Source organism: Ekhidna sp. (assembly GCF_965212185.1).
Taxonomy (GTDB): domain Bacteria; phylum Bacteroidota; class Bacteroidia; order Cytophagales; family Cyclobacteriaceae; genus Ekhidna.
The window spans coordinates 1,926,388-1,949,631 of record NZ_OZ243102.1 but is presented as its reverse complement, the minus strand read 5'-3'; the positions used below and the strand labels follow the sequence as shown (position 1 = coordinate 1,949,631).

Genomic DNA, 23,244 nt, shown 5'->3' with positions numbered 1-23,244 from the left:
AAAAAATATGCAATAAATTAGATCTTGCATTATGGAAGCAAAAAAGAAATTCATATTAATGGCAGATGTAGTAGATAGTCATGACAAAGATGGCCAGTCACTCATGTCTGACTTTCAGGTGCTTGTTAGCTACACCAATAAGATTTATAGTGAGTCCATTGAGTCACCACTAACCATAACACTTGGCGATGAGTTTCAGGGGATTGTTTCTTCTGCTTCGATCGGAATTGATATCATTTTAGCAATGGAGGAATACATTTTGGAGGAAGAATTTGACTTCAAATTGCGATATGTGCTTTATGAAGGCGTAGTAGAGACCCCAGTGAATCCGGATAAAGCGTATGAAATGCTAGGGTCTGGCTTAACAAATGCGCGAAAGCGGCTAAATGAGATGAAGAAGGATACAGGTCGTTTTTATGTTTCAACCAAATCTTCAACAGTAATCAATAAAATGATGAAGGTTACTCAACATTTCATTGATAGCTGGCATCCTAAAGATCGAAGCACAGTCTCTGGATTTCTCCAAGGACATGATTATAAAGCTCTGGCAAAAATTCACCAAAAAGATGAGTCTACGCTATGGAGAAGAAGAAGAAGCCTGGCGATAGATGAGTATCTAACATGCAAGGATTTAATTCATCACCTGATAAATGGATAAATACCTAATCCATATCACCATTTTCGTTGTTGGAGAGCTTGGATCATTGCTGGCCTTCTACATCATTACGAAGATGTTTAAGCGTGACCTAACTCTCAGTAGTGTGTTAAGAGGTGCATTAGAACGAGGATTTTTATTCATCATTCTGTTGGTGGATTTACCTCAGGGTTTGGCCTTTTTTGGAGCACTGAAAATTGCCACTCGTCTGAATGATGACGACAAGATTTCAAATGACTATTTCCTGACAGGAAATTTAGTCTCTGTATTAATAGTAATTGGATATTACCTAACAAGTCAATATTGTTTTTAAATGGGAGAAGAACACGAAAACGAGCGAGAGATACATGATGTAATTCCTATATCAGGGATGTATGAAAACTGGTTTTTGGATTATGCTTCATATGTAATCCTGGAACGAGCGGTACCGGCAATCAATGATGGCCTGAAACCAGTACAGCGTCGGATTTTGCACGCAATGAAGGAGATGGATGATGGGCGTTACAATAAAGTGGCTAACATCATTGGTAGCGCAATGCAATACCACCCCCATGGAGATGCATCAATTGGGGACGCAATCGTGAACCTGGGACAAAAAGACCTATTGATTGATACACAGGGTAACTGGGGAGACGTTCGTACAGGCGACTCTGCAGCTGCACCAAGGTATATTGAAGCCAGACTGTCTAAGTTTGCATTAGAGGTAATTTTCAACCCACAAACAACTGAATGGCAGTTATCATACGATGGGCGTAAAAAGGAACCTGTTACTTTCCCCGTAAAGTTTCCGTTACTTCTTGCTCAAGGCGTAGAAGGAATCGCTGTAGGGCTTTCTACGAAGATGATGCCTCACAACTTCTGTGAGATCCTGGAAGGATGTATAGCGACGCTAAAGGGCAAGAAAGTCAAGCTGCTACCGGATTTCCTGACAGGAGGAAAGATTGATGCTACAGACTACAACGATGGAAAGCGTGGCGGTAAAATCCGTGTCAGAGCGACGATCGAAGAGTTGGATAGCAAGACCTTGGTGATCAAAGACATTCCATACGGAACCACAACAACTTCTTTGATAGAATCGATCGTCAAAGCCAATGATAAAGGTAAGATTAAGGTAAAGCAGGTAATTGATAACACTGCGAAAGACATTGAGATCCTGGTAAATCTGGCCCCAGGCACATCACCTGATATCACCATAGATGCTCTTTTTGCATTCACCGATTGTGAGGTTTCTATTTCGCCCAATGCATGTGTGATCATTGAGGATAAACCTCATTTTATAGGGGTAAGTGAGATTCTGAAGCAATCAGTAGATCAGACAGTTGACTTGTTAAGACAAGAATTGGAGATAGAGAATGCTGAATTGAAAGAAAAGATTTTCTTCAGTGATTTACTTCGGATTTTCATCAATGAAGGGATGTATAAAAATCCTGAATATGAGAATTCCGGTGATCTTCAGAAGTGTTATCAAGTGCTTGATACCTTATTCAGTCCATTCTTTGATCAATTCTATCGTGAGATCACGAATGAAGACTACAAACGCCTTATAGACAAACCTCTAAGTAGTATTACCAGGTTTGATACCAGCAAAGTTGATGCACAGATTAAGGAATTACAGGAGAAAATCGAAAAGGTTGATTTTAATCTGGATAATCTCACGGAATTTGCCATTGACTATTACAAAAATCTGTTAGACAAATACGGTAAGGGACGTGAACGTAAAACGGAGATCACCAATTTTGATACCATCAATGTAAACATTGTGGCAGCAAATAATGCCAAGCTATATGTAAATAGGCAAGATGGTTTCGTAGGTTTTGGCTTGAAAAAGGATGAATTTGTTTCTGAATGCTCGGATATTGATGACATCATTGCTTTTACTAAAGATGGGAAATGTGTGGTAACCAGGATTCAAGATAAAACCTTTGTAGGCAAGGATATACTCCATGTAGGTGTGTTCAAAAAGAACGATGAGCGAATGGTCTACAACATGGCATATGTAGACGCAAAGTCAGGAAACTCTTACGTGAAACGTTTCCAAGTGCTATCGGTAACAAGGGATCGTGAATATGACCTTACCAAAGGGGGTAAAGGAAAAGTGCATTACTTCACCGCAAATCCGAATGGAGAAGCAGAGATCGTAACAGTTTCTTTAACTCAGGCGAGTAAAGCCCGCAAGAAGGTGTTTGACTTTGACTTTGCTGAACTGGAAATAAAAGGACGTGGTGCCGGTGGTAATATTCTAACTAAATACCCTGTTCGTAAAGTAGTGCTGAAAGAAGAAGGTCGATCAACGCTGGGAGGAGTAGATATCTGGTATGACCCAACCGTCGGTCGATTAAACAGAGAGGACCGAGGTGATCTTTTAGGTAACTTCATGTCAGACGATCAGGTGGTTGCATTCTATAAAGATGGAACCTATGAAACAACCTCTTTCGAGCTAACCAATCATTACGATTTCAATAGCCTAATGGGAATCTACAAGCTTGAGCAGGATACTTCATTTAATGTCATCCATTATGATGGTGATTCTAAGACGTATTACGTCAAGCGATTCATTATTGAGACCAATACACCAAACAAGAAGTTTTCTTTTGTTACAGAGGCTAGGAGCTCGAAACTGATCTTTGTCTCCAAGGGGATTGAGACGGATGTTGAGGTCGTATTTAAAGATGGACGCAAGCATGAGAAAAAGAAGCTTGATTTAATGAACCTGATAGACATCAAAGGATGGAAAGCAATAGGTAATAAGCTTCCTGTACAAAATGTGATTTCTGCAAGCTTAATCAAAGAGGAAAAACCAAAACAAGCAGCGATAGATTTGGATGAGATAAAGAATACGATAAAAAGTGAGGTGGAAGAGGAAGAGAATCAGCTGGGATTATTTGGTGAAAAGAAGGAGTAATGGATCATCAGCGAGCCATTGATATTCTGGAGGAGTTTGTCTCTGAAAACAAGCAGGCACATGTTGGAAGGGTACTCTCGCAGCGTACAAGACATGTTACGCTCGTCTTCGAGGATATTGATAAGTCGCATAATGTGAGTGCAGTCCTGAGAACGGCTGAATGTATGGGTATTCAGGACTTACATTTCATTCAAAACAAGAACAGCTACAACGTCAATCCGGGTATTACCCAAGGGGCAGCAAAATGGGTTTCTATGCTTCATCACAATAAATATGGCAATAATATTGATGCTTGTTATGATGAGCTTAGAAATAATGGATACAAGATTTTTGCTACATCATTGAACCATACATCCCGATCTATTCATGAATTAAATCCTTCAGATAAAACTGCCTTTGTCTTTGGGACTGAATCTGATGGAATAAGTGAAGAAGCTGGGGAAAAGGCAGATGGGTTTGTTCATATTCCGATGCAAGGATTTACTGAAAGCTTTAATCTTTCTGTTAGCGCAGCAATATGTCTAACTATATTTAAGTTAAAATTGAAAGAATGGCCACCACTTACTGATCAGGAAAAGCTGGTTCTTAGATCTGAATGGTACCGAAAAATTGTACGAGAGGCAGACTTGATACTGAAAACGAAAGGACTGACTGTATGAAGATAACACCGCTGAAATTTCTTCGCCTGGGATTTTGGATTTTACTTACACTTACAATGTTCGTAACTGGATCGAATATTTGGGTAGTGATGTCAACCAAAGACTTAATATTTGATCCAGAATCAGCTCCTATAAATGATGTTGCTTTAGTACTTGGCACCAGTAAGAGAACGTCGGAAGGTAAACCTAATCGCTTCTTCGCTGAGAGAATGCAAACAGCAGCTACTTTACATTTTGACCAAAAGATCCAACACATTTTAGTAAGCGGTGATAACAGGACAAAATATTACAATGAACCACGTGATATGCTTCAAGCACTTGGAGATCTTAATATACCTGAAGATCATATATCCCTTGATTTTGCCGGTTTAAGGACATTGGATTCAGTAGTAAGATGTAAGGAGGTCTTCGGACAGAATGATGTAACCATTGTGACCCAGGAGTTTCATTGTTACAGGTCATTATTCATCGCCCAATATTTTGAAATGAATGCGGTGGCAGTATCTGCTGATGATGGTGGTCCTATTGGAAATATGCTAGCCTTGCGGGAGATACTCGCACGCTCGATTGCCGTACTTGATCTTTATGTTTTGCAGCGAAAACCCAAATTTCTTGGAGAGAAAGTATCCTTGCCGTTGGCATCAGAATAACTATTTACCCGCCCACTCTTTAAGCTGTGCAAGTGCATTCTCACATTGCATATTAATATCTGCGATCAGTTCCTCAGAGGCTTTCTCCGGATGATACTGAAGGTCTTCCAGCGTATCTGAACAGGGTAATGCAATCATTTTAGTAGATGGTTTAAGCTGATGAGCAGATTTGGATAATTTGTCCATTTCACCATTTGCCAGCTCATCTCTCATTTTTTTTATTAATGACACATAAGTTGTTTCAAATGTCACGATAAACTCGTCTTTGAAGTCATCGTCATCTTCGCTAAGTACCTCTAGGTAGGTAAAATCAATCTTTTCCATAATTTGTGGAATCGTAGATATAAATCTAACATCTAATCCTTTCATCTAGGTAATAATCATAGCCAAAATTTAGGGTTGCTGTCAGCTTTATAGCAGGAAATATTTTAGTATTTTCGAGCCGAAATTTGAATAACAAAAAAGGATGATCCCAGAATTTGAACCACTAAGAGAAGATGAGATTGAGGTTTTAACCAAAGCCCCGGTTTATGTTGCAATCTTAATTGCAGGTGCTGATGGTAAAATCGATAAATCTGAAAGAAGAGAAGCGATTGATGTTGCTCGAACCAAGCAGAGTAGGTCACGAGAACAACTCTCAGATTATTACAAACATGTAGGAGAGAAATTTGAAGAAAACTTTAATACTTTGGTGGATACCCTACCATCTGGAACTGATGCAAGAATCTCAGCGATAACCACTGAATTAAGGAAATTGAATTTCATTCTAAAAAAAGTAGACAAGAACTTTGCCATTAAACTTGTTGCAAGTTTAAAAGATCTGGCTAAGAAAATTGCTGAAGCTTCAGGAGGAGTACTTGGTTACTTATCTGTAAGTTATGAAGAGGCTCGCTTGATGGATCTGAAAATGATTAAGGATATCGAATAAGCTTAAAAGACTATCATTGAGACCCTGATCAGCCAAATGGCAGGTCAGGGTTTTTTATTTACTTTACTTAATGCACAAGTCAGGAATCGTACCCCCATTGAGATTATGTTTTTTCATGTGGCTTGCATTCTCCATTGAGCATTACTTAAACATGGACTTGGGCTATTTAGGAATCTATCCAAGAGATTTAACCGGTTTGATTGGAATTTTATTTGCACCTATGCTACATGGAAATTTCAATCATTTAGCATCTAATACTATTCCATTGTTGGTGTTAGGCGGAAGTCTGTTTTTCTTTTATCCGGCAATAGCTTCTCGAGTATTTCTACATGCCTATTTTTTTACCAATATACTGGTTTGGGTATTTGCGAGACCCTTTTATCACATTGGAGCGAGCGGATTAGTCTACGCTTTGGCATCCTTTCTGGTATTTTATGGATTATTCAAAAGAAATTTTAAATCGGTCTTTATAAGTGCGATTATCATTTTTCTGTATGGAGGAATGGCTTATGGATTACTATCGCTAGATGATAGAGTTTCATGGGAATCTCATCTGATGGGAGCGGTGGTTGGACTGGCAAGCGCATTTACTTTTTCAAAAGTTAATACAAGGCATTATTCTTCCTGACAATCAATTTCATCATATCTCTTTTTGAGATCTTCCAGATCAAACGCCTTCATATTAGAAGATTGTGCTTTTTCATAGACCATTTTTACATGTTTGAGAAGTGACTGTTTCTGATCGTCATTATCAAAACGATAAACAAAGGCATCTCCACGATTCATAATACTAAAAATATTAGTAATTTTAAATTATGGATTATTTTAAAGGTAAGGGTGCACAAATAAATGTTGAGAATAAATTTTCTGCTTTACATGTAAGTACAGAATCAGTTGATGGGATTGATGAAGAACTGTTACATGAAAAACCAAAAACGGAGGTATTCAAGGAAACACCTAAAAAGATAATTTCAACCAATAAAAGTCCGGATATAGGACTTTCAGCATCGATTAATCCTTACCAGGGATGTGAACATGGGTGTGTGTATTGCTATGCTAGGAATTCACATGAGTATTGGGGATTTAGCGCTGGTTTGGATTTTGAAACGAAGATCATTGTTAAACCCGAAGCACCACAACTTCTTGAAAAAGAGTTTCTAAAACCAACTTATCAGCCGAAAACTATCATGTTAAGTGGCAACACGGATTGTTATCAGCCTTTAGAGAAAAAATATGAGTTGACACGTCAGCTTCTATCGGTATTTAATAAATACCAGCATCCTGTCGGTATTATCACAAAGAATGCATTAGTTACCAGGGATCTTGCTATTCTTAAAGAGTTGGCAGCCAACAACCTTGTTCACGTAATTTTTTCAATTACTTCATTGGATGAATCATTAAGAAGAAAATTGGAACCTCGAACTGCAAGTGCTATGAAAAAGCTAAATGCAATGGAGCTATTAGCTAAAGAAGGGGTGCCTGTTGGTGTGATGAATGCACCTATCATCCCAGGACTCAATCATCATGAGATACCCGATATTTTGAGAGCCGCTTCTGAATCAGGAGCTTCATTTGCTAGTTATACGGTTGTAAGACTTAATGGTCAGGTGGGGAAGATATTCAAAGATTGGCTCGAGAAGAATTTTCCTGACAGGGTTCAAAAAGTGTGGAATCAAATTCAAGAGCTTCATGGCGGCAATGTAAATGATACTGAATTTGGGAGGCGAATAAAGGGAGAGGGTAAGATCTCAAAAATTATTCGAAACCTCTTTGATGTGAGTAAGAGAAAATATTTTGATGGTAAACAAATGCCTTCTTTAGAAACATCACATTTTAGAAAGGGAGGTGCGTACAGTTTGTTTTAATAAAAAATCCCCAACCGCCTACTTGCGGATCAGGGATTCTCTTCATACTTATCTGGGATGCTAGGTTAATTTTAATCATTCAGATGAGCACTCATAAACCAGGCCGAGCCTGCCAGAGCTATATCTTTTAAGAACATAGATGAACTTATCGGGTCCTGGCTTAAAAATCCTGGTAAGTGTATCAATACGGCAAATAATGCCAGCATTAAACCTAATAACTGAGTGGCTAATTTGGCCTTTTTACCAATTATAACAGCGACAGCTGCAAGTATCAATGCAATGCCGGTTAAATAGACAAAAATCACCGGAGCAGGAAGAAAGTCAGGTACCATACCTGTCATATCATTTGCTCCCATAAGGTGAAAAATGCCAAACATAGCCATTGGCCCAGCGAACATGAGTTTTCCAAGAAATCCTAAGCTTTTCATTTAGTTGAATTATAAGGTTGAAAATGTTTATCAATCTCTTTCAAGATAGCTTTTTTCAGATACTCAAAAAAATTCAACTTCCTAAATGAAGTATTACTATAGTAATTGATTTAATTTTTTTACTACCGATTTACTCAAAGGATACCAAAGATCTCCATCACTGCTAAAGCAATCACCTTTGGCCTTTTTTAATGGGTTTTGTGTTTCAAAATCAATAGAATAGATTGTTTTCATTAGTTCTCTGCCTGTTTCCCATTCAAGAGACTCTGGATTGCTATCATCATTTTGCGCGCTAAAAGTTCTTTCAGAAAAGACCCATTTAAGTAAATATTTAGTTCCATTTTTTTGAAGAGAGATTTCCAATGGCGCCTCTAAATTGTCCTTTTCCAAAATGGCTTGCAAAAGCTCATGGAATAGCGCATCTGCACGATTGATCTCAACTGGAAATCCACTGATAGTATCTCTTGAGATATGAAGGTAGATTTCATTATCAGAATCAAGGGCTAACTTCATCTCAAAAAATGATAAAATATCCTCCTTCCAATTTTCATCAATGATGCCTTTCCAAGAATAATCATCATTTTCAGTGAAACCTAGATCTTTTAACGCTTGAATGCTCATTGAATCTCTGCCAACATACTCTACCTCCAATTGTATTAAAACACCTTCATCTTTAAGTTCGATATCCATCACAGCTGCGTACGCATATGGAGCGGATAGATCTAGTGGTTGATATGAAATCTTAGCTTTCATCGTTTCTCTTCAAAGCATTTTTTTGTTCTTAATCTATCAATCTTATCAGAATCTGTTTTAAGGATCGTTTGATTAAAATGGATTTCTTTCGGTGCTGAATATTTAGGTAACCTGGAAAAATCTATTGTTTTTTCGTCATCGCTACTTAAGAGAATGATCTTTTCACCTAATGTATCATCCGGCAAAGAGCTGATCATAAAGTCTCCACTCAGTTGTTCTTTTAGCAGTTCTTCAATTGTTTCTGGATTCACTTTTATACCACCAGAATTGATGACAAAATCTTTTCTGCCATGCCATTCAAAAGTAGTTGAATCATGAAGTGTAACTAAATCATTCGTGTTTAGCCACTTGTTATCGGTTATCGTTCCTCTAATCTTCAGTGTTCCATCTGCATTAGTACCTGCAATAGCATCTCCTGTTGTGGTGAACAATACTTCATTTAGTTTCCTTAAAGCAATATGAGAGACTGTCTCAGTCATTCCGAAGGTAGAATAGATATTCGCAGTACAAGTGATGTCTAACCTGGGCATAGGTCCACCACCGATAAGTATGGTGTTGAATTTGTTTAATGCGGCCGTGTCAAACTTTTTGAACTGAATAGGAGCAACCGAAATAAGATCGAATGAATCATTTGCTTCAATTGATTCCATTAAATCCATGGATGGACCAATAATCGTCAGGTCATGATCATATATCAATGCTCGATACACCACCATGGCTCCACCAATAAAATCAGTATTCAAGCAAAGTAATGAGCTCTTGAAACTTGCTTCAGGGTCAATCTCCTTCATGGTAGCCTGAGCACTATAAATGATCTTATCCCTACTAATTTTGATTTTCTTGGGTCTACCAGTAGAGCCGGAAGTTTGATGAACAAAGTGGGATTGATCAGAATGCCAGCTTCTGATGATTCTCAACACATTAATTTCTTGCTCGTTAAATCTTTTCGTTGGAAGTTTATCTTTTAGAATTTCTTCTAACTTTAAAACGAAATTTTTAGATTTTATAATCACTGCACTTGGAAAACGAAGGGGTAATAGTCAACCGATTAATTAACAAAGATAAACGGGCTTTTGAACTCGTTTTCAATCAGTACTACAATATTATGGTTCTTTATGCTTCCCGCTTCATGGATACCAGGGAAGAGGCTGAGGAAATCGCTCAGGATGTATTTGTTAAATTCTGGGAAAAATGTGAATCACTGTCAGAGGATTCTTCAATAAAAAGCTACTTGTATAGATCCGTGCATAATTCTTGCTTAAATGCCATCAAACACGATAAAGTAAAAGACGGCTATCGGCAGCATGTCATAAATGTTATGGAATCATCCTATCAAACTGAGATTGAAGTAAATGATCCAGATGAACTTAGAAATCGCATTCATCAGGAAATTGATAAGCTTCCACCAAGATGTGCTGAGATCTTCAAACTTAGTCGGTTCGAAGGGTTGAAATATCAGGAAATTGCCGATCATTTAGATATCTCTGTAAAAACAGTGGAAGTCCAAATGGGCAAGGCGTTGAGGGTTTTAAGAGAAAGCCTTCAAGATTTGAAAAACCTTAGAGATGCGAGCTAATTTACTGTTCGTATTACTTGCTTACAGTTTAATATCGCTGGGACAATCCAGAAGAGATGATGAAGTTAATCTTGCATTCAACAATGAACCACTTGAAGTAATATTGGACTCATTGAGTGCTCAAACCAATTACTTTTTCAGTTATAATTCTGACTTATTACCAAAAGGTAGCTTATATACAATAAAAGCTGAAAATGAACCAATCGATCAATTCCTATCAAGATTGCTTGTAGGGACAGGATTAAAATATTCATTCTTCAAAGATCAAATCATCCTTAACTATGAACCACCACAGCAAATAATAAAGAAGAAAAACTTATTTACTATTTCAGGAAATGTTAGCGATGAAAATGGAAAACCACTAAGCGGAACCAACATATTTCTGGATGGAACAACTATTGGAGTAGCTAGTGATATTGATGGAAATTATAAACTTGAATCCATACCACCTGGGTTTTATAACCTGGTATTCTCTTACGTGGGATATGAAAATGGAGTCTATCAAATATCGGAATCAAATGGTGGATCTAGAATCCAAAATCATCAAATGACGCCAGATTTGGGTCAACTGGAAGAAGTTGAGGTTATCTCAACTCGAATAAGAAGAGCTCAAGATAGCTGGCTTTCCCATTACATGGTTTTCAAACGTGAATTGATTGGACTTTCAGAAAATGCAGAGGCATGCGTCATTGAGAATCCGGAAGTGTTAAGCTTTAATTACGATAAACCCTCCAACTCATTGCGTGCATATGCAAAAGAACCTCTCCAGATACGAAATGATGCACTTGGCTATAGAGTTAGCTATTTCCTGGAATCTTTCTTAAAAGAGGGGGATGACTTACGATTTCGGGGAAAGATGCGATTTAGAAACCTGGATCCTATTAATGGTACTGAGAGAAGGGAATGGAAGAAAAATAGAAAAGAAAGCTACAATGGTTCATTGAATCACTTTAAAAAGTCACTCCTTGAAGGAAATTTAAAAAAACAGGGGTTTAGAATTTATTCACTCAGAAGTTTAGATGATTTTGAAATCGATAGGGATAACCAAATGTCTGAATCAGACATATTAATTTTTAAAAGGGATCATTATGCGTTGGACTTTAGGAATTATTTGATTGTGGAGTACCGAAAAGAGAAAGAAAGTGTAGGTTTTTTACTTCATAGTGGATTCACTCAACTATTGCATGCAAAACACCTAACGAATGAAGGAGTTTTATTGAAAGATCCAGGCTATCAAATATCAATTATTCAATTACTTAGAGGATCTGTAAGGATAGATTTGTCAGGGGAAGTGATGGATCGATTTGGTCTTACTACTTTTGGGTATTGGTCCTGGGAAAGGACGGCTGATTTGGTGCCTATAAATTATGATCCAAAATATGATAATTTGTAAAAAAGACTTAGGGGGATTGGCACTGTAAGTTGTTAATAACCAGACGATAAGAAGAAAATGGAAGAAGTACTAGCAAAATATTTTTCTGGTGAAGCAACCAATGACGAAATTAGATTGGTTGAAAGTTGGAGAACGGAATCGAAAACAAATGCAAATGAATTTTTTGAGGCTAAAAACGTTTGGTTAGTCTCACAGCCTGAAAGCACACCACCGCAACATGTTTTAGATGAAATTTTACGTGAACCACAAGCAAAACAAGTTCCTTTTATTATGAGGAACTGGGTGAAATACGCAAGCGCCGCAATTCTTGTTCTTGCGATTTCCTTGCTTTTTGTTTTAAATAATGGCAATAACACCGATGGTGTTTATACAAGCCAAGAACTGAGTGATGGTAGTGAGATAGCTCTTCACGGATCATCTGCTATTGAAGTTTTACGAATAGATGAATCCGTCAGGGAAATAAGCGTTAATGGAAAAGCTTATTTTGATATTGAGAGAGATGAATCCCGGCCTTTCATCATTTATACTGAAAATGCCAAAATCGAAGTTTTGGGGACCTCATTCCTCGTAAAAAGTACGGATGGAGCTACGGAAGTTTGTGTAGAATCAGGATTGGTTGAATTCTCTAAAAGTATAAATGGATCTGATGCGGTTTCAGTAAAACTTACGAAAGGAGAAATGGGAATGATCTCTGACCACAATGTGGGAATAGTAAAGCGAAATAACAATGACATCAATTATTTAGCCTGGAAAACCAAGGTGATCACCTTTGAAGGCAATACAATGGCTGAAGTGGAGAAAATCATTGAGGATGTTTATGGGATTGATATGCAGTTTGAAAATCCAGCATTCAAAAACTGTAAACTCACAGCCAAATTCAACAAAAAGAAGCCTAAAGATGCCATTGAGATTATTGCAAGAACATTCAATGTTCAATATGAGTACTCAAATGGAAAAGTGATATTGAAAGGAAAAGGGTGCTAAACAATCTCAATCCTTAAAAAAATTGAAGCCCAACAATTTATTGCTGGGCTTTTTTTATGGTATCCACTTTATGTCATTGAAGTTAGGCTTTCGCTTCTCCAGAAATGCATTTCTTCCTTCCTTAGCTTCATCCGTCATGTAAGCCAGTCGGGTAGCCTCACCAGCAAACACCTGCTGCCCAACCATGCCATCATCGGTCAGGTTAAAGGCAAATTTGAGCATCTTAATAGAGGTTGGAGATTTAGCCAATATTTCTTGTGCCCATTGATAAGCTTCGTCTTCTAGCTGATCATGCGGAATGACCGCATTGACCATTCCCATTTCAAAAGCTTCCTGTGCAGAATAGTTTCTACCTAGAAAGAAAATCTCCCTGGCTCGTTTCTGACCAACCATTTTAGCCAGATAAGCAGAGCCGTATCCACCATCAAAACTCGTAACATCAGCGTCGGTTTGCTTGAAAATTGCGTGCTCTTTACTTGCCAGCGTTAGATCGCAGACCGTGTGCAAGCTGTGTCCACCACCAACAGCCCATCCGGGAACAACAGCGATAACCACTTTAGGCATAAACCGAATAAGCCGCTGAACTTCTAAAATATTCAAGCGAGGCATTCCGTCTTCATCCACATATCCCTGATGTCCTCTGGCATTTTGATCACCACCGCTACAAAATGCCCAGCCACCATCTTTAGATGACGGACCTTCACCACTTAAAAGCACCACGCCAATATTCACATCTTCCCGTGCATCATGAAACGCCTTGTACAATTCAGCGACTGTTTTGGGGCGAAACGCATTTCTAACTTCGGGCCTGTTAAATGCGATTCGGGCAACTTTGCCACTTTTTTTATAGGTGATATCTTCAAAGCCTTCTGCTATTTTCCAATCAATTGTTGATTCGCTCATGTATATGTTTTTTTAACTCTTTATAGACTTTCTGATTGATCTCTGGACTAGTGAATATTTCTAAAACTTTGGCTGATTTAGAGTTATTAAAGAATGTTTCTAAATGCTTTAATAATGAAGGTTCATCTTTTGCCGTGAAATACTCAAATCCATTTTCAGCACAAATATATTCTGCTGTTCGATTATGTCTGGTCTCAAAGTATTCTTCTAACTCAGGAAGTCTTGACGGGCCATCAATTAATCGGAAAATACCGCCACCTTGATTATTCAAAACAATGATTCGAAGATTTGGCAAATCATAGTTATGAAAGAATGCATTACGATCATACTGAAAGGCTAAGTCTCCCGTAATCAAAACGTTCATTTGGTCTGAAACCAGACTGGTACCAACGGCTGTTGAAGTGCATCCATCTATTCCGCTTGTGCCTCTGTTACTGAAGCAGTTTATTCCATTTTTCACTCCAAATAAATCCGCATAACGAACTGGCATTGAGTTACTTAAATGCAGGTTGATGTTGGCGGGAATAGCCTCTAGAACTTTCCTGGTCGCTGCTGTTTCACTGAAAGATCCAGCTGGAAAAGCATCAATGACAAGCTTGGTCTCAGATTCAAATGATTTCCATTTTTGGATGTATCTATCATCAACATGATCAAAACTAAGGTTCTCCAGAAATCTACTCAGGGGTTGTTTGATGTATTCCGGATGTGTCAGATAGGTATCAACTTCAACACCAGCAGGATCTAAGTGAAGATGCTTTTCAGGCGTATGTTTTCGTAGGTAGTTTTTAAGTTTCTTGGATAAAACAGATAAACCACTGGTGATTAATAAGTCTGGTTTTAACTCATCTTGATCATTGATAAATCCATCTACATGTTCAATACCAACAGTCAGGTTATTCAATGGCGATTTAATAATAGGAACCTTATCAGCTAGTTTTTCTAAGACTTGATCTAGTTCAGTATCAGGATCTTGCTGACCGACTAGTATGAGAATTCTTTTATATAGCGAAATGTCTTTGTCAATGGAAGCTCCAACAAACCCGGGTGCATATTTTTCAATATCTATGGGACTGTATTCTAACTTCTGATCAGTAGTGGGATAGAAGGGTTCTTGAAAGGGAATGTTTATATGAATTGGTCCAGAAGGCAGTTGCATGGATTGCTTAATACCATTGACCAGCTGATTTTGATAATCTGAAGCTGCTGCTTCATTAAGAACTACAGGAAGATTATAGGAAGCTTTCACATGGTTTTTTAGTGCCTCATATTGCCTGATTGTTTGTCCGTCACGTTGATCAATAAGTTCAGGAGGCCTGTCTGCGGAAAGTATAATCAAAGGAATTTCACGATAATAGGCTTCTGCTATGGCTGGAGCATAGTTGAGTAACGCAGAGCCACTCGTGCAGCACAATACAACTGGTGACTTGGTTGTCTGAGCAATGCCTACAGCAACAAATCCGGCTGATCGTTCGTCAGGAATGACCCATTTTTTAATATTATCATGCCTTGCGAATGAAATGGTTAAAGGGGCATTTCTGGATCCGGGAGACATGACCGCATGCTTTACTCCCAATTGAAAGCAAACCTGCGCAGTGTTGAAAACGGTGGGATGAAGCACTAACGTTGATTAAACTTTGGGTCGAAAGTACGCTTGTTATCCTTCATGCGTTTTTTACCAATCTGAAAGAATAAGATGGAGCCAAGTATTGGGAACAAAATGATCAGCAATAACCATGGAGCAGGACTTTCAGTGCTTTTTCTGCTCAAACGGAAAATGTCAATCAAAGCCCATATCCAAAGAACGACAGCTACCCAAAAGAGACCACCTAAAATCATCATGGTACGATTACTCAATTCAAATAATTCCATATTAATGTAAGTTAGATTTAAGAACATCGATCTTCATCTCAGTCTCCTCGTATTCCTTATGTGGATCAGAATCTTCTGTAATGCCAGCACCGGCAAAGAACCTGACCATTCCATCACTGACCTTCATGCATCTGAGATTTACATACAAATCCGAAGAGTTATCAACATTTACAGGGCCCAAAAAGCCTGAATAGAACTCTCTATCGTACTGTTCCTCCTTTTCAATCCAAGGTTTGGTTTGATCTATTGGCATCCCGCAAACTGCCGAAGTAGGATGGAGGAGTTCCAACATTTGATCAGCTAATTCCTCAAAGTTCACCTCATTGTAATTGACAATAAACTCAGTTTTTAGGTGAGCAAGATTTCCGGCTTTGATGGTTTTCGGTCCATGCTCATGAAATTCTCGTAGACGAATCTTTTTAAAGCAGTTGATCACATACCTACTGACCATTGCTTGTTCTTCAATTTCTTTCTGGGTCCACGCTATTTCATTCAAAGGTTGGCCATTGCTTAAAGATTTAGTGCCAGCTAAGGAAACTGTCTTAAATTGATCTTGGTTATTGGATATCAATAGTTCTGGAGTTGCTCCAATCCAGATCCCTTTACCAGGAATATGAGCAATGCTGCAAAAAGCGTTGACATATTTATCACAAATTGTCTGGAAGAATGACCAAATTGAAAAACTCTCAGGGAGTGTTGCATCACGGTATCTTGATAATACCACTTTTTCAAAAGTACCGTTCTCAATTTCTGTCAATGCTTTGCTAACAGAACTCTCAAACCTATTGGAAGCATCATTGCTTTCAATAATTTTATTCGGCCTGTCATTTTTAGTCGACTTGATACGTTCCTTAAATTCATCGATCTGTGAATCACTTACACCAGGAGCAATAGAAATTTCATTTGACTTTATGATCAAATCAGCATTTATGTAAAAGGGCCTGATTGGGTGATTATCGCTGTAAGTATTAAATAAAAATCCTGTATCAAGATCATTAAGTCGTGGGCTATCTATTTGTTTGGACTCCCGCAATGAGATAAATGTGTGTATTTCATCTTCATCAGGTTTTTTCCAAACGGCGAATGAGTATTCAGCTTCTTTAAGCTGGTTAATTAGAATGTCTGGTGTTTCAAGTTTCAGTATGGTCTTTAACTCTTTCACTTATTCTTTTCTATCTAAAATAGCCATTGTAATCCTACTGATTGAAACTAATTGTCCCTCCTCATTGTGAATTTCTATTGACCATACCTGAGTTCCACGGCCTAAATGAATTGGTTTTGCCGTACCTGTCACTAAACCGCCTTGGGCAGATTTGATATGATTGGTGTTGATTTCTAACCCTACAGGATATTGTTTAGCTAAGTCAATACACAATGTTGCACCTACGCTTCCCATCGTTTCTGCAAGAGCTACTGAAGCTCCTCCATGTAACAACCCCATGGGTTGCTTTGTTCGATGATCTACAGGCATTGTAGCTTTCAAATAATCAGGGCCTATTTCGGAAAATATGATGCCCAGATGTTCTACCATACAGCCCTTCGACATACTATTTAACGCATCCAGCTCGAGGTAGTCAGGAAAAATTCTTTCTTTTGCCATCTATTAAGCAAACCAACGCAAACAGAGTTTGAAAAGCAAGACGATTTACATACTAAGACACGGAGAGACAGATTTTAATAGAAAGGGCATGGTACAGGGCCGTGGTGTCAACGCTTCACTTAATGAAACTGGTAAAACCCAGGCACAAATGGCTGGACGTTCATTTGAGGATATCCATTTCGATCATGTGTTTACTTCAGCCTTGGTACGTACCAAAGAGACCGTAGGACAGTTTATCCACAATGGAACACCCGTAACAGCTCTTGAAGGATTTGATGAGATCAGTTGGGGCAATCAGGAAGGAAAAGAAGCGTCTTACGATGCGAAAAACCTGTATGCAGATACCGTAAACGGCTGGCGTAGGGGAGAGCTTCACCTGAATGTAGGAGGTGGAGAAAACCCAATCGAAGTGATGGAGCGACAGCAAACAGCAATGCAACAGGTATTGGAGACCGATGGTGAAGATATCCTTATTTGTATGCACGGAAGAGCCATGCGCGTATTATTAAGCTGGACACTCAACTATCCGCTAAATTTCATGGATGGCTTCCCACATGCCAATTGTTCTTATTACGTGCTGGGATACCGTGGTAGCTCGTTTTACCTGAAGGATTTTAACCGGGTGGGGCATTTGAGTTGAATAGACTAAATCCTGACAGGTTTTCAAAACCTGTCAGGGCTAGCGTTGTATCAATACAAGTCATCCGGGTCCTGATCATGAGGACCCACTCCGGGAGGGTTAAACAACCCCCATCTGTCTATGATATAATTCCAGGGATCAAACGTTTCAATCCAGTCGATAAATAATAATCGATATTCTTCTACAGCATCTCGTAAGAGTTGGAAATACTGTGTTTCTTCAAAACCATGCATTTCCAGACTGTGCGTCTGAACCAATAGCTCACGAGCAGATCTTCTAATGATCGAAGCGCATTCCATTTTTATGTCATAAAGGTCACCGGCCTCAGCCCCTGAAATTTTCACTGCTAGATTGTGAGCGTCATTCATCATCCAAATTCCTACCTCTTTTAGTATTTCATTGTCTTCAGGAATCAAGTCCACCAATGCGCGAACCAACTCAGCGATTTCCATTCCTTTCTTGAAAATGGGTAGGTTTCTGCTGTCTGGTATGTCATCTTCTTCTTCAAACATTGCTTTTCTTTTAAGTAGGTTCAAAAATCTAAACTCACGGCCTAAAGAATATGAAAACCTGTCAGGATTCCTTCGACTTTGCATGCGCAATCCCCATCTTTATTTCCCTCACTAGTCCAAGTGTCCGCTTGAACCTTTTTATTAGAATCGAATATAATTGATGAGATTGCTTCTTCGTTCCTCATCGCAATGATGGTTTTAAATTGAGAACGTCATCGCGAGTACACCGAAGCGATCTCATTATCTTTTACCTGACTCAGTTTTTGACATTGCATGCGCAATCCCCATTCTAATCTCACCCCAGGTGTAGCTGTCGGGGAGAGCTCCTTTGATCTCACCTGATTTGGTTAAGCCTTCATCGTAGCACTTTAGGATCGCTTTTAGCCTGGTTGGTTTTACAAACTGAGTAGCATCCAGATCGCCACTCTCAACGTACTTCGCTAAATGAGACTCGATGGTTCCCTCCACCAAACCACGCTCTTCGGCAATGACCTTAATCGATTTTCCTTCTTTGTACATCTCATAGGTGATCTCGGCTGTGGGCGTTTTGTCTTTGGAAGCAGCCTCATTGACTTGCTTTGTCGATGAATGTTTTTGCAAGGCTTCCTTTGTTAGTGGCTTGCCTTCGTTGATGTGCTGGATCAGCAGGTTGAGTTTCACAATCTGTCTCAGTTGATTGCTAAAAAGATCTTTTAGCTCCACCAACTCAGCCCGATAGGTCTTGGCCTGTGATTGGGTTTTCAATGTTCGATGTTGTTGGGTCACCCGATCAATTTTATCTGTGAGGTGCTCTGTGAAGTAATCAGATGCTTTTGTCATCCGCTCCGCAAGCTGGTGCCATTCTCCTTTGGATAGCAGTGAATTGACTTGTCGTATGAAGGTTTCTCCGACCTCTTTCAATGGAAAGGTATCGTTGATAAGCTCATCTGTCCAGGGGAGCTGCTTCTGCTTCAATGATCGGTTCTCATCTTTATTGAACGTCTTTTTATGGTTAACCAATTCCCTCAATAACGAATCAAAGAGGAAGGCACGTTCCGCAAACATCCGAATGAATCCAATCCGATCGTTTTCGAATTGCTTCTCCAGCTTCTGCGTATCCTCAAAACTCTCAATGAAGTACTTGAGTTGATCATCGATGGAAGGCGATCGCATGGGTAGCGGACTTGAAAGTATTAAGCCGTCTAAAGAAGTGAGCCTGGAAAGTGCCACATATAATTGACCTGCAGCAAACGTATTTTCCAGATCAAGTATGGCTTTCTCGAAGGTGAGACCCTGGCTTTTATGGATGGTCACCGCCCACGCCAGCTTTATTGGATATTGTTTGAAGGTACCTAGCACCTTCTGTTCTACTTCTTTTGTTTGTTTATCCAATACATAGCGAATGTTTTCCCATTCATATTGCTCCACCTGCACTTCTGTTCCATCTTCAAACTTCACTTTGATGCCATCATCAAGATTGGAAACCCTTCCGATTTTCCCATTGAAGAACTGTCCTTTACCGCTTGGGTCATTTTTAATGAACATCACCTGAGCATCTTCTTTGAGCCTTAGATTTACTTCATTGGGGTATCCATTTTCAGGAAATTCACGATCAATATCAGCGGTAAAAAGTTGATCAGTACCATCCAGATCAGCGAGTCTGGTAGCATTGATTTTATCTGCCTTTTGATTGTGTGTAGTCAGGTGAATGTATCCTTCCAGGTTCTTACTTGCTACCTCAGCATCATAATGCTCATTCAGCAGTTCCACATCATCCTCCAGTAGCTCATTGTGCCTCAGTCGGTTGAGTAGCTTAATAAATGTCTCATCCGTTTGACGGTAAACCTTATTCAGCTCAACCCGAATGGGAGGGTTGTCTTTAAGCACTCGCGCATCAAAGAAATAGGGAGACGCATAAAACTGCTGCAAAAGTCCCTGCTCTTCTCGCTTGACCACCGGGGGAAGCTGCATCAGGTCGCCAATGAATAAGACCTGCAGCCCACCAAAGGGATCAAACCTTCTTTTTCTTAAATGTCGCAAAGTAGCATCAATGCAATCAAGGAGATCTGCCCTTAGCATACTCACTTCATCTATGATCAGGAGTTCAAGTTCATTGATGAGCTTGCGTTTTTGCGCTCCAAACTTAGCTTCACGGAAAAGCGAAGAGGGGGTATTTACCTGGATGTTTCGCTCCGCAAACGGAATCTCTTCCGGTACAAATGCACCGAATGGTAACTGTAGTAATGAGTGAAGCGTAACTCCTTCCGCATTGATGGCTGCAATGCCGGTAGGAGCTGCTACGACAGCATTTTTATACGTGTTTTTAACAATGTTTCGGAGAAAAGTCGTCTTGCCGGTACCGGCTTTTCCTGTGAGGAAAATGTGACGATTGGTGCTGTTTACGTAATTGGCAGCTAGCTCTGCAGCATCACTGAATTGGTTCATTGGACGAAGATAATTCATCCCGCACTTGTTGCGGGATCTTCCGATTGATTCTATTTCGAATATCCCGGATTAAACCCGGGATATGAATTGCAATGGACATATTGTTGCAATGAAGTAATAAAAAGAAAGTGCTAATATTACTTATGGCCAAACAGAAGATCCATGCGGAGGTAGGGAAGCGTGTCATCGAGCTTTCTAATCTGGATAAAGTCCTTTATCCGGAGGATGAGATCGTAAAGGCCGAAATCATTGAATATTACCTGAAGCTGGCACCCACCATCCTGAATCACATCAGGGGTAGGGCTTTGTCGCTCGTAAGATATCCGGATGGAATTTATGGCGAGCAGTTTTTTCAAAAACATCGCCCGGACTGGACGCCTGATTGGATTGACTACAAACGACTTGGGCAGGAGCGAAAGAAAGAATATGTAGTGGCTAAAGAAGAAGCCACTTTGGTTTGGCTGGCTAACCTTGCCTGCCTGGAGATTCATCAGATACATAGTTTCTCAGAACACAGTGACAAGCCGGATTATATCGTGTATGATCTGGATCCTCCTGAGGATGGGTCGTTTCCATTGGAGGATTTAAAACAAATCGCTTTTGCCCTAAAAGAACATCTTGAGCGATACAACTATCATGTGTTTGTAAAGACTACAGGAGGTAAAGGATTGCATTTAGTGACTCCAATAGAAGCCAAGTATTCGTTTGAAGAATGTTTTCAGGCAGCCAAGAAAGTGGCATCAGATTTCATCCAAAAGCATGATCAAACCACACTGCATATTAAAAAAGAGGCCCGAAAGGGTCGAGTATTGGTTGATATTTATCGTAATCGTCCTTCTCAGACAATAGTGTGTCCTTACAGCCTAAGAGGTAAAGTGGGTGCAACAGCTTCGACACCCATAGAATGGGAGGATTTAGTGCAACTGAAAGACTTAAATCAGTGGAACATCAAAACTACTCTTGCACGCGTAATGGAAGAAGGAGATGCCTGGGAGCAAATCCGAGGTTGGGCAGTTCCATTACATACAGATAAACGGGCAGTTGTAGCTAAAGAATTACCACCGAATAAGCGTCATAAAACACCGGAGCAGTTATCCGATTACGAAAAGAAGCGGGATTTCAATAAAACTCCTGAACCATTACTTTCAGAAAACGAAGCTCCCGGAAGTAGATTTTGTATTCAGCGACATCACGCTTCGCATCTTCATTATGATTTGAGGTTGGAGCAAGATGGAGTCTTAAAATCATGGGCCATCCCGAGAGGTATGCCTCCGGTTCCCGGAGTAAAACGACTGGCAGTCCAAACAGAAGATCATCCCTTGAAGTACTTGACCTTTGAAGGAGAGATTCCAAAAGCAGAATATGGAGGTGGTATGATGTGGGTCTATGCAACCGGACGCTATGAAATTACGAAGGAGAAAAAGACCGGCTTTTACTTTAGACTTTCAGGAAAGCAGCTAAGTGCTGAGTATCGCATGCACTTAATGAAAGACAAAGAATGGTTATTGGAAAGAGTAGATGCTCCACAACAAAACCTACTGGATCAGGTGATGAAGCCGATGCTGGCAGATGCTGCTAAAAGGGTTCCAATAGGAGATTATTATTATGAACTGAAGTGGGATGGGATTAGGGCCCTGATATATCTGAATGAAGGACAATTAAAGATCTATAGTCGAAATGGCAATGACATAACCGAACAGTTCCCTGAACTTGATGTGCCTGAGCAGGCATTCCGAATCAATAATGCCATTTTTGATAGTGAAATCGTTTGCCTGGATCAGGAAGGAAAAGCCAATTTCAAAAAGGTCATCAAACGCTTGATGAGCAAAAAAAACTTTGACTATGAGTCGAAGCGATCACCTGCCTATTGCTATTTATTTGACTGCCTGTATTTAGATGGGCGCTCATTAATGAATGATCCACAGGATCGGCGAAGGTGGTGGATGATTGATTCTACACGGGTAGGAGAGACCAACTACCGCATCAGTCAATCTGAGGAAGATGGCCGAGCACTCTTCACTGCAGCTAAAGCACACGGTATTGAAGGAATTGTGGCCAAACGGATAGATGCTCGCTACACACCCGGAAAACGAAGTGATGCCTGGATCAAGGTCAAGGTAAAAGAGACAATGGATTGCTTCATCATTGGATTCACTCAGGGAGAAGGCAAACGAGAGCGTTCATTTGGCTCGCTTCAATTGGCTGAACAGGATGGAGATGGGCTTATTTATCGAGGCAGGGTAGGAACAGGTTTTGACGATGCACTACTTAAATCTCTCACCAAGCAGTTCGTTGAACTAGTATCAGCAGATAAGCCTGTAGAAGGAGAGGTGCATGAAGAAAAGAAGACCGTCTGGTTGACCCCTGAATTGGTTTGTGAAGTAGAGTATTCGATGATCACCGATAATGGAACCTTCAGAGATCCTGTTTTTAAGAAGTTGATTGATTAGCATAAAAAAAGAAGCTGTCTCAAAAGTGTCATTCTGAACGTATGTGAAGAATC

25 protein-coding genes are annotated in these 23,244 nt (G+C 39.6%); 13 read left to right on the top strand and 12 right to left on the bottom strand.

Translation table 11 applies throughout. The features are described 5' to 3' along the window. Window positions 1-31 precede the first annotated feature (31 nt). Genes ACOMC3_RS08510 through ACOMC3_RS08490 form a run of 5 tightly spaced genes read left to right on the top strand, consistent with a single transcriptional unit; the run spans window position 32 to window position 4,866 of the window. Window positions 32-658 (top strand): SatD family protein, encoded by a 627-nt coding sequence (locus ACOMC3_RS08510; RefSeq protein WP_420319115.1) that lies wholly within the window; start codon window positions 32-34, stop codon window positions 656-658. After that, the gene (locus tag ACOMC3_RS08505) at window positions 651-968 is read left to right on the top strand and encodes a hypothetical protein (protein ID WP_420319114.1); all 318 of its coding nucleotides are present in this window, start codon (window positions 651-653) and stop codon (window positions 966-968) included. The genes ACOMC3_RS08510 and ACOMC3_RS08505 overlap by 8 nt, the downstream gene beginning before the upstream one ends. After that, window positions 969-3,557 carry a DNA gyrase/topoisomerase IV subunit A gene (locus tag ACOMC3_RS08500; protein WP_420319113.1) on the top strand — a complete coding sequence of 863 codons (2,589 nt, stop codon included), beginning with the start codon at window positions 969-971 and terminating at the stop codon, window positions 3,555-3,557. Further along, window positions 3,557-4,216 (top strand): TrmH family RNA methyltransferase, encoded by a 660-nt coding sequence (locus tag ACOMC3_RS08495; protein ID WP_420319112.1) that lies wholly within the window; start codon window positions 3,557-3,559, stop codon window positions 4,214-4,216. Before ACOMC3_RS08500 ends, ACOMC3_RS08495 begins: the two co-directional genes overlap by 1 nt. Beyond that, entirely contained in the window at window positions 4,213-4,866 is a 654-nt protein-coding gene (locus ACOMC3_RS08490; protein WP_420319111.1) for a SanA/YdcF family protein, read from the top strand. The genes ACOMC3_RS08495 and ACOMC3_RS08490 overlap by 4 nt, the downstream gene beginning before the upstream one ends. On the opposite strand, the gene ACOMC3_RS08485 is transcribed toward ACOMC3_RS08490, so the two are convergent. Beyond that, entirely contained in the window at window positions 4,867-5,235 is a 369-nt protein-coding gene (locus tag ACOMC3_RS08485) for a hypothetical protein (RefSeq protein WP_420319110.1), read from the bottom strand. Between the two features lie 97 nt (window positions 5,236-5,332). On the opposite strand from ACOMC3_RS08485, the gene ACOMC3_RS08480 reads away from it, so the two are divergent. After that, complete coding sequence (locus ACOMC3_RS08480; RefSeq protein ID WP_420319109.1) at window positions 5,333-5,794, top strand: hypothetical protein; 462 nt, start codon at window positions 5,333-5,335, stop codon at window positions 5,792-5,794. Between the two features lie 70 nt (window positions 5,795-5,864). Beyond that, window positions 5,865-6,422, top strand: a complete 558-nt coding sequence (locus ACOMC3_RS08475) for a rhomboid family intramembrane serine protease (RefSeq protein ID WP_420319108.1) — start codon at window positions 5,865-5,867, stop codon at window positions 6,420-6,422. Here the strand turns inward: ACOMC3_RS08475 and ACOMC3_RS08470 are convergent. After that, window positions 6,410-6,580 carry a hypothetical protein gene (locus ACOMC3_RS08470; protein WP_420319107.1) on the bottom strand — a complete coding sequence of 57 codons (171 nt, stop codon included), beginning with the start codon at window positions 6,578-6,580 and terminating at the stop codon, window positions 6,410-6,412. The two genes, ACOMC3_RS08475 and ACOMC3_RS08470, sit on opposite strands and share 13 nt — an antisense overlap. A 29-nt stretch (window positions 6,581-6,609) precedes the next feature. Here ACOMC3_RS08470 and ACOMC3_RS08465 point away from each other — a divergent pair, with 29 nt between their 5' ends. Continuing rightward, window positions 6,610-7,659: a PA0069 family radical SAM protein gene (locus ACOMC3_RS08465; protein WP_420319106.1), complete on the top strand. Its 1,050-nt coding sequence runs from the start codon at window positions 6,610-6,612 to the stop codon at window positions 7,657-7,659. A 71-nt stretch (window positions 7,660-7,730) separates the two neighbouring features. Here the strand turns inward: ACOMC3_RS08465 and ACOMC3_RS08460 are convergent, their stop codons facing one another. From ACOMC3_RS08460 to ACOMC3_RS08450, 3 genes are all read right to left on the bottom strand, one after another. Beyond that, window positions 7,731-8,087 (bottom strand): DoxX family protein, encoded by a 357-nt coding sequence (locus ACOMC3_RS08460; RefSeq protein ID WP_420319105.1) that lies wholly within the window; start codon window positions 8,085-8,087, stop codon window positions 7,731-7,733. A 96-nt stretch (window positions 8,088-8,183) separates the two neighbouring features. Beyond that, window positions 8,184-8,840 (bottom strand): hypothetical protein, encoded by a 657-nt coding sequence (locus ACOMC3_RS08455; RefSeq protein WP_420319104.1) that lies wholly within the window; start codon window positions 8,838-8,840, stop codon window positions 8,184-8,186. Beyond that, a complete protein-coding gene (locus tag ACOMC3_RS08450) occupies window positions 8,837-9,757 on the bottom strand; it encodes an AMP-binding protein (RefSeq protein ID WP_420319103.1) in 921 nt (306 codons plus the stop codon). The genes ACOMC3_RS08455 and ACOMC3_RS08450 overlap by 4 nt, the downstream gene beginning before the upstream one ends. Window positions 9,758-9,858: 101 nt before the next feature. On the opposite strand from ACOMC3_RS08450, the gene ACOMC3_RS08445 reads away from it, so the two are divergent. From ACOMC3_RS08445 to ACOMC3_RS08435, 3 genes are read left to right on the top strand one after another with little or no spacing between them, the layout of a single operon-like run. Continuing rightward, a complete protein-coding gene (locus tag ACOMC3_RS08445; protein WP_420319102.1) occupies window positions 9,859-10,416 on the top strand; it encodes an RNA polymerase sigma-70 factor in 558 nt (185 codons plus the stop codon). Next, on the top strand, window positions 10,406-11,809 hold the full coding sequence (locus ACOMC3_RS08440; RefSeq protein WP_420319101.1) for a carboxypeptidase-like regulatory domain-containing protein: 1,404 nt from the start codon (window positions 10,406-10,408) through the stop codon (window positions 11,807-11,809). The genes ACOMC3_RS08445 and ACOMC3_RS08440 overlap by 11 nt, the downstream gene beginning before the upstream one ends. 57 nt (window positions 11,810-11,866) lie before the next feature. Beyond that, the gene (locus ACOMC3_RS08435; protein ID WP_420319100.1) at window positions 11,867-12,793 is read left to right on the top strand and encodes a FecR family protein; all 927 of its coding nucleotides are present in this window, start codon (window positions 11,867-11,869) and stop codon (window positions 12,791-12,793) included. Window positions 12,794-12,847: 54 nt separating this feature from the next. Here the strand turns inward: ACOMC3_RS08435 and ACOMC3_RS08430 are convergent, their stop codons facing one another. The 5 genes from ACOMC3_RS08430 to ACOMC3_RS08410 are packed head-to-tail and all read right to left on the bottom strand — an operon-like array spanning window position 12,848 to window position 17,165. Then, window positions 12,848-13,696 (bottom strand): 1,4-dihydroxy-2-naphthoyl-CoA synthase, encoded by an 849-nt coding sequence (locus ACOMC3_RS08430; protein ID WP_420319099.1) that lies wholly within the window; start codon window positions 13,694-13,696, stop codon window positions 12,848-12,850. Continuing rightward, complete coding sequence (gene menD / locus ACOMC3_RS08425) at window positions 13,677-15,314, bottom strand: 2-succinyl-5-enolpyruvyl-6-hydroxy-3-cyclohexene-1-carboxylic-acid synthase (RefSeq protein ID WP_420319098.1); 1,638 nt, start codon at window positions 15,312-15,314, stop codon at window positions 13,677-13,679. Before menD ends, ACOMC3_RS08430 begins: the two co-directional genes overlap by 20 nt. Continuing rightward, the gene (locus tag ACOMC3_RS08420) at window positions 15,314-15,565 is read right to left on the bottom strand and encodes a PLDc N-terminal domain-containing protein (protein ID WP_420319097.1); all 252 of its coding nucleotides are present in this window, start codon (window positions 15,563-15,565) and stop codon (window positions 15,314-15,316) included. The genes menD and ACOMC3_RS08420 overlap by 1 nt, the downstream gene beginning before the upstream one ends. Before the next feature lies 1 nt (window position 15,566). Beyond that, window positions 15,567-16,727 carry an isochorismate synthase gene (locus ACOMC3_RS08415; RefSeq protein ID WP_420319096.1) on the bottom strand — a complete coding sequence of 387 codons (1,161 nt, stop codon included), beginning with the start codon at window positions 16,725-16,727 and terminating at the stop codon, window positions 15,567-15,569. Beyond that, window positions 16,728-17,165, bottom strand: coding sequence for a hotdog fold thioesterase (locus tag ACOMC3_RS08410; protein WP_420319095.1), 438 nt, complete (start codon window positions 17,163-17,165; stop codon window positions 16,728-16,730). 28 nt (window positions 17,166-17,193) lie between these two features. Between ACOMC3_RS08410 and ACOMC3_RS08405 the strand changes: the two genes are divergently transcribed. Further along, window positions 17,194-17,805, top strand: a complete 612-nt coding sequence (locus ACOMC3_RS08405) for a histidine phosphatase family protein (RefSeq protein WP_420319094.1) — start codon at window positions 17,194-17,196, stop codon at window positions 17,803-17,805. 50 nt (window positions 17,806-17,855) lie between these two features. Here ACOMC3_RS08405 and ACOMC3_RS08400 read toward each other — a convergent pair whose 3' ends face one another. Next, entirely contained in the window at window positions 17,856-18,317 is a 462-nt protein-coding gene (locus tag ACOMC3_RS08400) for a hypothetical protein (protein ID WP_420319093.1), read from the bottom strand. Window positions 18,318-18,557: 240 nt separating this feature from the next. Further along, window positions 18,558-20,741 carry a helix-turn-helix domain-containing protein gene (locus tag ACOMC3_RS08395; RefSeq protein ID WP_420319092.1) on the bottom strand — a complete coding sequence of 728 codons (2,184 nt, stop codon included), beginning with the start codon at window positions 20,739-20,741 and terminating at the stop codon, window positions 18,558-18,560. A 143-nt stretch (window positions 20,742-20,884) separates the two neighbouring features. On the opposite strand from ACOMC3_RS08395, the gene ligD reads away from it, so the two are divergent. After that, window positions 20,885-23,191 (top strand): non-homologous end-joining DNA ligase, encoded by a 2,307-nt coding sequence (gene ligD / locus ACOMC3_RS08390; protein ID WP_420319091.1) that lies wholly within the window; start codon window positions 20,885-20,887, stop codon window positions 23,189-23,191. Window positions 23,192-23,244 lie beyond the last annotated feature (53 nt).